Origin of the sequence: Marivirga arenosa, from assembly GCF_030503875.2 — a bacterium.
Classification (GTDB): Bacteria; Bacteroidota; Bacteroidia; order Cytophagales; family Cyclobacteriaceae; genus Marivirga; species Marivirga arenosa.
The window spans coordinates 2,675,882-2,688,874 of record NZ_CP129968.2 but is presented as its reverse complement, the minus strand read 5'-3'; the positions used below and the strand labels follow the sequence as shown (position 1 = coordinate 2,688,874).

At 34.6% G+C, this 12,993-nt stretch carries 9 protein-coding genes; all 9 read left to right on the top strand.

What is annotated here, in order from left to right; all coding sequences use genetic code 11:
- Positions 1-153 precede the first annotated feature (153 nt).
- On the top strand, positions 154-3,243 hold the full coding sequence (locus QYS47_RS11635) for a SusC/RagA family TonB-linked outer membrane protein (RefSeq protein ID WP_322346282.1): 3,090 nt from the start codon (positions 154-156) through the stop codon (positions 3,241-3,243).
- A gap of 12 nt (positions 3,244-3,255) precedes the next feature.
- A complete protein-coding gene (locus tag QYS47_RS11630; protein ID WP_322346280.1) occupies positions 3,256-4,740 on the top strand; it encodes a RagB/SusD family nutrient uptake outer membrane protein in 1,485 nt (494 codons plus the stop codon).
- Between the two features lie 37 nt (positions 4,741-4,777).
- Positions 4,778-6,130, top strand: coding sequence for a PKD domain-containing protein (locus tag QYS47_RS11625; protein ID WP_322346278.1), 1,353 nt, complete (start codon positions 4,778-4,780; stop codon positions 6,128-6,130).
- A gap of 45 nt (positions 6,131-6,175) precedes the next feature.
- A complete protein-coding gene (locus QYS47_RS11620) occupies positions 6,176-7,261 on the top strand; it encodes a glycoside hydrolase family 16 protein (RefSeq protein ID WP_322346276.1) in 1,086 nt (361 codons plus the stop codon).
- A 38-nt stretch (positions 7,262-7,299) separates the two neighbouring features.
- A complete protein-coding gene (gene bglX / locus QYS47_RS11615; protein WP_322346275.1) occupies positions 7,300-9,585 on the top strand; it encodes a beta-glucosidase BglX in 2,286 nt (761 codons plus the stop codon).
- On the top strand, positions 9,582-10,400 hold the full coding sequence (locus QYS47_RS11610) for a glycoside hydrolase family 16 protein (RefSeq protein WP_302124598.1): 819 nt from the start codon (positions 9,582-9,584) through the stop codon (positions 10,398-10,400). Before bglX ends, QYS47_RS11610 begins: the two co-directional genes overlap by 4 nt.
- A 95-nt stretch (positions 10,401-10,495) precedes the next feature.
- A complete protein-coding gene (locus QYS47_RS11605) occupies positions 10,496-11,902 on the top strand; it encodes a sugar porter family MFS transporter (RefSeq protein ID WP_302124599.1) in 1,407 nt (468 codons plus the stop codon).
- A 279-nt stretch (positions 11,903-12,181) separates the two neighbouring features.
- Positions 12,182-12,379: a hypothetical protein gene (locus QYS47_RS11600; RefSeq protein ID WP_302101044.1), complete on the top strand. Its 198-nt coding sequence runs from the start codon at positions 12,182-12,184 to the stop codon at positions 12,377-12,379.
- Between the two features lie 55 nt (positions 12,380-12,434).
- The gene (locus tag QYS47_RS11595; RefSeq protein ID WP_322346272.1) at positions 12,435-12,992 is read left to right on the top strand and encodes a 1-acyl-sn-glycerol-3-phosphate acyltransferase; all 558 of its coding nucleotides are present in this window, start codon (positions 12,435-12,437) and stop codon (positions 12,990-12,992) included.
- Position 12,993: the final 1 nt, after the last annotated feature.

Here is a 12,993-nt window from a genome sequence, read left to right as displayed (position 1 = left end):
AAATATTTGTATAGGTTTTGAGAAGTAAAAATTAGTATGTTGATGTATTTATGATGTATTATTTTAATTGCCTTCATTAGCAAATTCATTGTCATTTGAGATGTCTTTTTAATTAAAGTCGAACAAAAATTTAATTGAATAAACTCAATGACTATGAAGCACATTTTAACCCTAATTACAATCCTTTTTTACAGTGCTATTCTTAGTGCTCAGGATAGGGTAATATCCGGTAAGGTAACGGATGAAAATAACGAGCCACTTCCTGGTGTGAATATTATGATTGTAGGTACTTCAACTGGTACCACTACCGATTTAACTGGTAATTACAAATTGTCAGTTGATGGCGAAGCTCAACTCAGGTTTAGTTTCATAGGTTATTCTCCAATATTTGAGAAGATAAACAACAGATCAGTAATCAATGTTAAAATGATCCCTGATTTTGAGGCCCTTAGTGAAGTAGTTGTCGTAGGATATGGAACCTCTACAAAGAAAGAATTGACAGGCGCAACTGCACAGGTAAAAGCAGAAAAAATTACAGAGAGAAAAGTTCCAAGATTAGATCAAGCATTACAAGGAGCTGTAGCAGGTGTTAATATTTCTACTAACTCAGGCTCACCTGGAGGATCTTCAAATATTAGGATTCGTGGTATTTCTACAAATGGTGATAATAATCCACTCATCTTGGTAGATGGAGTTATTTATGACCAAGCAGGACTTAATGCTTTAAATCCAAATGATATTAAATCAGTAAATATTTTAAAGGATGCTACGGCAGGTATCTATGGAGTGAGGGCTGCAAATGGAGTAGTGCTGATAGAAACTAAACAAGGTTCAAAAGATAAGAAACCAACACTTTCATTTGATAGCTATTACGGTGTTCAGCAAACAGCTAAAAAACTCGATTTACTTAATGCAAGGGAATATGCTGTAATCAAGAATGAAGCATTTACTGCTAATGGACAGAGTCTACCTTTTGCAAATTCTCAATTAGGGGAAGGCACAGATTGGCAAGATGCAGTATTTGGTGATGCTCCTATTCAAAATTATAATTTATCTGTTTCTGGTGGGAATAGTAATTCAACTTATAACATAGGGGCTTCGTATTTTGGGCAACAAGGAATTGTTGGTGCTGAAAAGGCAAACTTTGAACGATATAATGCAAGATTAAATTTTACTACTGATTTTACAGAAAAACTTAAGTTCATTAATGTACTCTTATTTACTCATGAAATTAGTAGTGGTTTACCTGAAAATGGAATAGGTTCAGTTCTCTACAATACTGTAAATGCTTATCCAACCGAACCATTATTTACTGATGATAGATACTCTTACCTAGAAGAAGTTGCAGATATCATTAATCCATTAGCTCAAATGGAGAATTCTTTTAATGAAACTCTCGTAAATAAGATTACAGGTAAACAAGAAATATCTTATGATATAGATGACCATTTTACTGTAAATGGTAGATTAGGATACAACTATTCTATTGTAGATTTCAAAGGGTTTAATCCCTTAACATGGTATGGACCTGGGAAATTTGCGAACACAGCTTCGAATGAAAATTTGGACCCTGTAATTATTCAAGTTGGAGAGGTAGATGGGGGGATTCAACTAGAAAGAGGAGCGAGTGTAACTGAGGCAAGAACAACATATCTTGATTATATATTAGAAGGCTTTGTTAATTATGAAAGGAAATTTAATGAAATCCATACTGTAAAGGGTACTTTAGGTATATCATATAATGAAGAATCTTTTAGTGCTCTTAATGGTACTGCCTTCAATATACCTAACAATGATATTGATTTAGCAGATATCAAAACTAATCTAGCGGCTAATGGATATCTTAACAACGTTGGGTCTGATCAAGGATTTCAAAGGCTTAGCTCTCAGTTTCTAAGAGCGGAATACGATTATTCAAAAAGATATTTAATCTCTGGTATTTTAAGAAGAGATGGCTCAACAAGATTTGGACCTAACAATAGAATAGGATATTTCGGATCAATTTCTGGTGCATGGGTGATTTCAGATGAAGAGTTTTATAATTTTTCTGCAATTGAATTCATAAAGTTGAGAGCCAGTTTTGGTATAGTTGGAAATGATAAAATACTTCCTTTTGGATACAGAGGTCTTCTTACTGGAGAAGGTGTTTACGCTTTTAATGATGTTTTAGTCAATGGTGCAGCAATAGGAAGAGCAGCTAATCCTGATTTGAAATGGGAAACTACTCAGCAGACTAATATTGGTGTTGATATGAGTGTTTTTAATGCACTTGAAGTAACTGCAAATTATTTTATCAAAGATACTAAAGATTTGCTTTTCCAACCTCCAGCTCCAGCTATTTTAGGAACTTACGGTGCTGGTGGCCAATCCCCCATCATAAATGGTGGCGATGTACGTAATAGCGGTGTTGAATTAGAGTTAGATTATTCTAAAAACGTTTCGGATGACTTTAGGTTTGGAATCGGTTTCAACGTTACCTATTTGAAAAATGAAGTTCTATCTGTTCCAGAAGGATTAGAATTTCAAAATGGAGCTAGTTTTGGTGTAGGGGGTGGAATAGCCACACGTTTGGAGCCTGGTTTCCCGATAGGTTATTTTATTGGTTATGAAACAGATGGCATATTCCAAAATCAGGCAGAAATAGATGCTGCTCCAGAACAAAGAAATGCTCAGCCAGGTGACTTAAGATTTGTAGATCAAGATGGCGATGGTGTAATTGATTTTGGTGGAGACACTGATAGAACTCAAATAGGCAGCCCTCTACCTGATTTTACAATGGGACTTAACTTATCTACATCTTTTAAAGGATTTGATATATCAGCTAATGTTTTTGCAGCTCTAGGACAAGAAATAATTCGTAATTATGAAAGACAACAACCTTATGCTAATCAGTTAGATTATGTTCTAGAAAGATGGACTAGACCTGGAAGTTCAAATACAGTACCTCGAGTGACTACTGGCTTAACTCAAAATACTGTTTTCTCAGACTTTTTCGTTGAGGATGGATCATTCGTGAGACTTAGAAACTTACAATTAGGCTATACTTTACCTCAAGCATGGACTAATCCTGCTAAAATATCAAATGTTAGATTATATCTATCCGCTAATAATTTATTGACAATTACTAAATACATGGGATTTGACCCTGATGTGGGATCTCCTTCTCCTTTTTCAGCAGGTATAGATAACGGTATCTATCCACAAGCGAGAGTAATAATGGGCGGTGTTTCATTAAACTTTTAATCTAAAATAATCATGAAAAATATATTTAAAATAAAGATAATACTAGGCCTTTTCTTGATTATCGGAGGATGTGATAATCGTTTAGATATTGATCCTCAGTTTACTCAAGATGCAGAAACATTTTTTAATACAGAACAAGATTATCAAAGAGCTCTTGTAGGTGCATACGATCTTTTACAAACTTCATATCTTACCCAATGGATAGGAGAGATCGCTTCTGATAATGCAATAGCAGGTGGAGAAAGTGTAAATGATACACGTGGCCTTCATGAGATTGAGAATATGACTCATGGAGGTGTAAACAATGAATTAAGAAGTGTTTTAAGATATAATTATGCTGGTATTACTAGAGTAAATTATATTTTCGAAAATCAAGATAATATTGATTTCGAAGGGAAAGAAACATTATTAGCTGAGGCATATTTTTTAAGGGCTTACTACTATTTTGAGCTGGTTAAGTATTTTGGAGATGTTCCTCTTATAGTAGATAGAAGAATAGGGATTGAGGAAGCTACTTCTATTGATAGAACACCTGCCTCTGAAGTTTATGCTCAAATAGAGAGTGATTTTCAGGCAGCAGCTGAAGTATTAGGTTGGATGCGTTCAGAAAAAGGTAGAATAACAAAGGGGGCTGCTTTGGCAATGTTAGGTAAAGCTTACCTATATCAAGAAAAGTATGATTTGGCAGCTACTGCATTAGACCGGATTATTAATGAGGGTCCTTATGCTTTACAAACTTTTACTACATCAGAGGATTTTGCTGCTTTATTTAGTGTAGCAGAAGAAGGGAATTCTGAATCAGTATTTGAAATCCAATACTCAGGATTAGAAGGCGGGTCTTATGATTGTTTTGTATGTCTTGAAGGAAATGTGGCAGTAGGATTTCACGGTATAAGACAATACAATGGGCCAATCTATAATGATGGTAATAGTTATAACCTTCCATCACAGGATTTATACAATGCTTTTGATCCTAATGATATCAGAAGAGATGCTGCTATCCTTAACCTTGATGAATTCATTTCTCAACAGCCAAATGCTGAAGATATCACTTATGCGATAGGTGGGGGAGGTCATACTGGGTATTATAATAATAAATATATTAAAAGGGACACTGAGCTCGGTCTTCCAGATAATGATCTTACAAGTCCGGTTAACTATAGAGTTGTTCGACTTGCGGATGTTTACTTAATGTCTGCTGAAGCACATGCCCAAAATGGAAATGCCGGTCAGGCATTAACCTACCTAAATCAAATTAGAACAAGAGTCGGAATGCCAACACTTTCAGTTAGTGGTTCATCATTAATAGAAGCAATATGGCAAGAAAGAAGATTTGAATTAGCTGGAGAGGGATACAGATTTTGGGATTTGGTTAGAACTGGTCGAGCAGCTGATGAAATTGCAGGATTTGAAACTGGTAAAAATGAATTATTCCCAATTCCTCAAGTTGAAATTGATTTGTCTGGAGGAAATTGGAATCAAAACCCTGGGTATTAATAACAAGAATTTATCTAAACTATAATAATTAATAATCATGCAGAAACTAATGAAAAACCTAATGTTTGTAGCAGCTCTATTTATGTTTATGAGTTGTGAGGAAGAGGAGCCTACTATTGTAGAAGCTCCAATTGAAGAAGATGCCGCTTTTACTTTTGAAGCATCTGCGGATAATGATAATATCATTGAATTTACGGCCTCTGTTGAAGGCTTCAATCAATACGTATGGGATTTAGGTAATGGTGAAAATGCACCTGATGCAATGACTGCTACTGGTACATATCCTACAGCTGGAACTTACACGGTTACTTTAACTGTATTTAATGACGGTGGTAGTGCTTCAAGTTCACAGGAAGTTGTAATTGCTGCAACTGACCCAACATTATTAGATATTGAGTTATATAATTTATTAACAGGGGGTATAGAGAATGGCGGTATGAAGACTTGGGCAGTTGATTCAGCTTCAGCTGGTCATTTTGGAGTTGGCCCCAGCATCGATAATGGAGAATATGATGGAGATTATCCAAAGTGGTATGCCGCAGGTGTTAATGAAAAAGTTGGTGCAGGACTTTATAATGATAGATATACTTTCTCTTTAGAAGGTTTTGGTTTTGAAATGGAAACAAATGGTGATGTCTATCTTAAATCTGATTTTGGAGATGAATTTCCTGATTCATATGATCCAGGAGTAGGTGATTTATCAGCACCATATGAATCTAAAACTACATCATGGAGTTTAAGCTTTCCTGCCGAAGGAGAAGAAGGAGATACTATTTTAACCGTTTCTGATGATGCATTTATTGGATTCTACACTGGTGTTCAAGAATATAAAGTGGTAAATATTGAAGAAAATGAGCTGTTTTTACAGTATAGAAATACGAAAAATGATCAGGAATTCTGGTATATCCGATTAGTTCCTGAAGGATTTAATAGTAACCCAGAAGGAGCACAAAAAGCTGAATTGCCTATTGGATTTGAAACTCAAACTCCAGACCTATCGTCTTTTGAAGGGAATGAAGCCGCTATAATTGAAAATCCTGATCAAAGCGGAATCAACACGAGTGGAAATGTTTTACAATTATTAAAAGGATTCCAAGGATTTTCAGGTTCTTTCTTTGATCTTTCAGAAGCACCTTCAATTGCTGAAGGAACTACCATGATTATGAAAGTATGGGCTCCAGTAACTGGTGTGTTCAGAATCAAACTAGAGAATTCTAGTGGCGAATTTGTTGAAGTAGATGCTAATGTTGAGTCAGCTGAAGAGTGGGTTGAAATTAACTTTGATTTATCAACTGGCGCTGGATTATCTTTAGATAGATTAGTATTATTCCCAAGTTGGGAAGTGCCAGATGCAGGTACCTTCTATGTTGACGATATTGACGTGCAATAACATATATAGATGTTTAAGTTTAATTTTATTTCTTATTTTATAATAATGAGCATCTTCGCATCCTGCGAGGATGCTCCTATTGATGATGTAGTTAAATTACCTGAAAATTTAACCATAGAAATTAATCAGTCTGATAGTAATCCTAAAAATGTATCAATTGAAGCAAGCGCAGACTTAACTAATTTTTACAGGTTTTATTTTGGAGAAGATGACGATGACTTTATTGATTCTAAAGATGGTAAAGCTGAATTCGTTTATTCTAAAGAAGGTGATTATGATATTACAGTACAAGCTCATGCTACTGAATCAGATTTCATTAGTAAAACAGAACAAATTGAAATTATAGAAATCAAACCAGATGATGAACCTGGACCAGTAGATCCTGAGCAAACCTTTGAAGGTTATGAAAGTCCTTTAGAATACGAAGGTTTTAATTTAGTCTGGCAGGATGAATTTGACTCAGATCAACTTTCTGATGATTATACTTTTGAAATTGGTACAGGAAGTAATGGTTGGGGTAATAATGAACTTCAATATTATAAAAAAGAAAATACCAGGCTAGAAGATGGGTTCCTTGTAATTCAAGCTAAAAAAGAAAATTTTGGAGGTAGACAGTATACATCATCAAGAATTATAACTGAAGGTAAAAAAGAATTCAAATATGGAAGAATAGATATAAGGGCTAGAATGCCGTATGGTCAGGGGATTTGGCCTGCTCTTTGGATGTTAGGTGGCAATTTTAGAGAAGTCGGATGGCCATTTTGCGGTGAAATTGATATTATGGAAATGATTGGAGGACAAGGAAGAGAGAATACTGTTCACGGAACTGTTCACTGGCAGAGTAATGATGGATACGCAAATTTCGGTCATAAAAAAACGCTAAATGACAGAACCTTAGCCGAGCAATTTCATGTTTATTCAATAGTTTGGAATGCTGACGAAATTGAATGGTTTATTGATAATCAATCATATGGGAAAATAGATTTAAGACCCTCTCATTTGTCAGAATTTAGAGAAAAGTTTTTCTTTATATTTAATATAGCAGTTGGAGGTAATTGGCCAGGGTCACCAAATGATGATACGAAATTTCCTCAAGAACTGTGGATTGACTATATTAGAGTCTTTCAATAACCTGATTTAAATAAACTAAAACCATAATTTCTAATACTATGAAACCCTTCATTTTAAGATTGGCAGGCCTTTCTATGTCTGTATTATTGTTGTTCTCATGCAGTTCAGAGAAAACAGCTGTGACCACATCTTCTGATTATAATTATAAAGTAGACTCATTACTGTCTATAATGACATTGGAAGAAAAAGTTGGGCAGTTAAATCAATATAGCTTAGGTAGTGAATTTACAGGGCCAAGCAGTAAAAAAGGGCAAGATAGTATTAGATATCAGCAGCTGATTTCAGGTCAAGTTGGTTCTGTATTGAACCTATTAGGTGCTGAAAATACTAGAAAGATGCAAAAACTTGTAGTAGAAGAGACCAGACTCGGAATACCTCTTTTATTTGCATATGATGTAATACACGGTTATAAAACGATGTTTCCAGTTCCTTTGGCCGAAAGTAGCTCTTGGAATCTAGATTTAATGCAAAAAACTGCTGCCGCTGCTGCCGCAGAAACAGCTGCATCAGGAGTGCATTGGACTTTCGCACCTATGATTGATGTTACGGTTGATGCAAGATGGGGCAGAGTTATGGAAGGGGCTGGAGAGGACCCATTTTTACAATCTGAAATAGCTAAAGCAAGAATAAATGGTTTCCAAGGATCTGATTTATCCTCAAATAAAACGATAGCGGCTACGGCAAAACACTTTGCGGGCTACGGTTATGCTGAAAGTGGTAAAGATTATAATTCAGTTAATATAAATAATTACATCCTTCATAATCATATTTTACCTCCCTTTAAAGCTGCTGTCGAAGCAGAAGCAGCTAGCTTCATGAATTCATTCAATGATATAAATGGAGTTCCTGCCACGGCAAATGAATATTTGTTGCAAGAGATATTAAGAAATAAGTGGGATTATAATGGAGTTGTAGTTTCAGATTGGAATTCAATAGGGGAGTTGATGAATCATGGCGTTAGTGCTGACCTGAAGAACGCTGCAAAAAAGGCAATTAATGCTGGTAGTGAAATAGATATGGAAGGTACCGCCTATGTTCAAAATTTAGTGGATTTGGTTAATAGTGGAGAGCTTAAGGAATCAATTGTTGATAAAGCAGTTCGTCATGTATTACAATTAAAATATGAATTAGGTCTTTTTGATGATCCTTACAAATATTCTAATATTCAAAGAGAAAAAGAAGTTGTCGGACATGAGTCTCATTATCAATTAGCCGAGGAAATGGCTAAAGAGTCAATTGTATTATTGAAAAATGAAAATGAGCTTTTACCGATAAAAAACACCAATAATATTGCAGTAATTGGACCACTGGCTAACGATCAAGATACTCCTTTAGGTAACTGGAGAGCACAAGCGGTGTCAAATTCAGCTAGCTCACTATTAGACGGGCTTAAAAATGCATTACCTAATTCTAATATAGAATACGCAGAAGGAGTTAAACTATCAATAGGCCCTAATAACTTTTTTGAAGAACAGCTTATTAATCAGGATGACAGATCCGGTTTTAAAGAAGCTATTCAACTAGCTAAGCAATCAGATCTTGTTATTCTAGCTTTAGGCGAAACTGCTTATATGTCGGGAGAAGCGAGAAGCAGAGCAGATATCGGTTTACCTGGTCTTCAACAAGAATTACTTATAGAAATTCATTCTGTAAATCCGAATATAGTATTGGTGCTTATGAATGGAAGACCTCTTTCTTTAAGCTGGGAAGATGAAAATATACCCGCAATAGTAGAAGCTTGGCACTTAGGTCAAAAAGCCGGAGATGCTATTGCAGCTACTTTAGTAGGGGATAATAATCCTTCTGCTAAGTTGACGATGAGTTTTCCTCGCCATTTAGGTCAAATCCCAATTTATTATAATCATAAAATTACGGGTAGACCGTCTACGGCTCCTGGAATGGTATTTTATTCACATTACACTGATGTAGTTAATTCACCTCTTTATCCATTTGGTTATGGTTTAAGCTATTCTGAATTTGAATATGGTGAAATTGAATTATCGGCTAATGCTATGAATGAATCAGAAGAAATTACAGCATCAATTGATGTAAAAAACATATCTAATGTAGATGGTAAGGAAATTGTTCAACTCTACATTCAAGATTTAGTAGCGGAGGAAACTCCTATGGTCAAATCCTTAAAAGGATTTAAGAAAGTAGATATAAAAGCAGGAGAAACTGTTCAGGTGGAATTTAAAATCACTAATGATATGCTTTCTTATTATAAATCAAATGGAGAGTTGACACTGGAAAAAGGAGCTTTTCATGTTTTTATTGGGCCTCACTCACAAGTTCAGAATTATGAAGAAATTGTATTAAAATGAAATTTGCTTATCTATTAACCTTAATTATTGTATTCAGCCAGTGTAGTTCAAAGGAAACCAATTTAGTCTGGTCAGATGAGTTTGATGATGTACAGAAGCTAGGTGAAAAATGGAATATTGTGGAAGGAAACGGATGCCCAGAACTTTGTGGATTTGGAAATAATGAATTACAGTATTATACCGCTTTGGAAGAGAATCTAAAAGTTGAGAATGGTAAATTAATTATTCAAGCATTAAAAAATCAAAATCGAACTTATACTTCTGCCAAGTTAACCACAGAAAAAATGGCGGAATGGCAATATGGATATATAGAAGTTAGAGCTAAACTACCTGATGCAAGAGGTACATGGCCTGCAATTTGGATGTTGCCTACATTAGACAAGCGAATTGAATGGCCAAAAGATGGTGAAATAGACATAATGGAATATGTGGGTTACAATCCAGGCACTGTTTATGGAACTATTCACACAGAAAGTTATAATCATATAAAAGGAACTGAAAAAACAGATTCTATAAAAGTAGAAGATGCAGATGAAAATTTTCATACTTATGCTATTCACTGGACGGATCAAAAAATCGAATGGTTAGTAGATGATAATCCCTATCATGTGGTCTATAAAAAGAGTGGTGATAATTCAACTTGGCCTTTTGATAAGAAATTTCACCTTATAATTAATTTGGCAATTGGTGGTAATTGGGGAGGGAAATATGGAGTGGATGATCAAAGTTTTCCTCAGGAGTTTGTTATTGATTATGTTAGAGTTTATTCTGAAAAGCCTACCAAAACTAATTACAGTCAAGCATCCATCGATTGAAAATAAGATCCATTTATAAAATTTACTGGCTATTGATGTATATACACCAAAATTATTTGGTATTATAGCTGTTCACTTTAAAAAACTATGGGAAAATGTCGAAAAAAGGACTTTTAATATTAATTGCATCAGTGGCAGCCTTAGGTGGTTTGCTATTTGGTTATGATACTGGTATTATAAATGGTACTCAGTATTATTTCAGTAAATATTTCGAGTTAAGTGCTGCCATGAAAGGCTGGGTGGTCAGCAGCGCTTTATTAGGATGTTTAGTTGGTGCGCTAATAGCAGGACCAATGACCACAAAAATTGGTCGAAAATTGACATTAATTGTTTCAGCATTATTATTTACAATTTCAGCAGCTGGTTCTGGATTACCATCTTTTTTACCTGAGAGCATCAGCCTATTAGTAATTTTTAGAGTGATAGGTGGTTTAGCTATTGGATTAGCCTCAATGGCTGCACCAACTTATATTGCCGAAATTTCACCAAAAGATAAAAGAGGGGTATTAGTAACTTTCTACCAATTGGCAGTAGTAACTGGTTTCTTTGTAGTATTCCTAGCAACCTATTACATAGGTGAAAGCTATAGTTCAGAACAAGGTAAAATCGATGAAGGATGGAGATGGATGTTTTGGTCTGAATTAATTCCTTGTATTATATTCCTTGTATTGACATTGTTTATACCTAAGAGCCCAAGATGGTTGCTGTTGGTGGGTCGCGATGAAGAGGCTAAAAAAGTTTTGGATTCCTTACACGAAGGTGTAGAAGCAGATAGAGAATTAGCTGAGATTAAACAATCCTTAGCTAAGGAAAGGAAAATAGAAAAAACCAACATCAATATTTTCCAGAAGGGGGCTTTTGCAATTATAATCATAGGTTCATTATTGTCCTTATTCCAACAATTTACGGGTATCAATGCTGTATTGTATTATGGTGGAGATATTTTTGAAAAAGCTTTAGGATATACCCAGGATGATGTTTTGGCACAACAAATATTACTAGGTGCGGTCAATTTCACCTTCACTTTTGTAGCGATGTTTACAGTTGATAAATTGGGAAGAAAACCATTGATCATGATCGGATCATTTGGAATGCTACTAGGGTTTATCCTATTAGGAGGATCTTTGTATTTTGAGCAAGTAGGGTTAATTTCATTAATAGGAGTATTATTATTTATTGCATCATTCGCTATGAGTATGGGGCCTGTTACCTGGGTTTTATTATCCGAAATGTTTCCTAATAAAATTCGAAGTATTGCAATGTCAATAGCAGTAGCTATACAATGGGCAGGTAATTATTTAGTTTCTCAATCATTCCCAATAATTGCAGATAGTGAACACAATGAAGTAGTGTGGAACAAATCATTACCCTATGTAATATTTGGAATCTGTATTATTATACTAATTATCTTTACTAAAAAATATATAATTGAAACCAAAGGTAGAAGCCTGGAGGAATTAGAAGATATATGGGCTGAAAAGTATGGTGAGATAAAATCATAATAGAATACTATTTAGCAGTGAAGCTTATCTTATATCGATCTAATTCGATATAAGATAAGCTTTTTTTATTGTGTTAATCTAAGAGTTTGTGTTAATCGTACAAATGTATAAAAGTAACTTATACACCGATAGAACTGTTTTTTGACCTTTTATTCATATTCTATCTTAGAAACTAAAAATTGTATTAATTATATAATATGTAAATTATATTAAATAGTGTGCCAACCTTTTTCATGCAAGCTGTGTCATTAATACCAATACAATAGGAATACTATAAATATGAAAAGATTTTTTTCAACATTTTCGTTATTGATGGCCGTGGCGACCAGTCTTGTAATTTCTAATAATTACTATAAGCAGAAGGATGCTCCTTATTCAGCTAAGAATAATACGAGTATAGAAAAATCAATTGATTTAACAGAAGCAGATGTTTATCAATCTAAAAGAAACACTGCATTTGTGAGTTTGCCTCACTAAGTCATTATATACCCTATAATTATACTTATCTTTACGCCAAAATAAAGCTTACAATATGGCGTATTACTTAGCAAAGTTTATTCTCTGGTTGGGAGGTTGGAAAGTATCCGCTGAAATACCTGAAAATATAAACAAAGCAGTTATGATAGCTGCACCACATACCTCTAATTGGGATTTAGTTTGGGCAAGAGCGGCTTTTTACATACTCAAAATCCCTGTTCGTTATACAGTTAAAAAAGAATTATTGAAAGGTCCATTGAAATGGATCTTGAATGCTTTTGGTGCTATTGGTATTGATAGAACTCATAAAAATGGTAAAAAGCAATCGATGACAGAAGCCATGATTAAATTATTCGATGATCGAGAAAAACTAGTGATTTTAGTGACCCCTGAGGGTACTAGAAGCTATCAACCTAATTGGAAAACTGGCTTTTATAGGGTGGCAGAAGGAGCAAATGTTCCTATATTATGTGGTTATTTAGATTACAAAAATAAAATTGCAGGCGTTGGGCCTAGCTTTGAAGCAAAAGGGGATATGGATGCGAATATTGAAAAGATAAAGGATTTTTATAGACCTATTCAGGGCAAATACCCTGAACAGGGCGTTATATAAA

Coding starts and splice junctions, on each gene's coding strand:
- QYS47_RS11600 (WP_302101044.1), top strand. CDS start 12,182: ATGAAAAGATTTTTTTCAACATTTTCGTTATTGATGGCCGTGGCGACC.
- QYS47_RS11620 (WP_322346276.1), top strand. CDS start 6,176: ATGAGCATCTTCGCATCCTGCGAGGATGCTCCTATTGATGATGTAGTT.
- bglX (WP_322346275.1), top strand. CDS start 7,300: ATGAAACCCTTCATTTTAAGATTGGCAGGCCTTTCTATGTCTGTATTA.
- QYS47_RS11625 (WP_322346278.1), top strand. CDS start 4,778: ATGCAGAAACTAATGAAAAACCTAATGTTTGTAGCAGCTCTATTTATG.
- QYS47_RS11630 (WP_322346280.1), top strand. CDS start 3,256: ATGAAAAATATATTTAAAATAAAGATAATACTAGGCCTTTTCTTGATT.
- QYS47_RS11610 (WP_302124598.1), top strand. CDS start 9,582: ATGAAATTTGCTTATCTATTAACCTTAATTATTGTATTCAGCCAGTGT.
- QYS47_RS11595 (WP_322346272.1), top strand. CDS start 12,435: ATGGCGTATTACTTAGCAAAGTTTATTCTCTGGTTGGGAGGTTGGAAA.
- QYS47_RS11635 (WP_322346282.1), top strand. CDS start 154: ATGAAGCACATTTTAACCCTAATTACAATCCTTTTTTACAGTGCTATT.
- QYS47_RS11605 (WP_302124599.1), top strand. CDS start 10,496: ATGTCGAAAAAAGGACTTTTAATATTAATTGCATCAGTGGCAGCCTTA.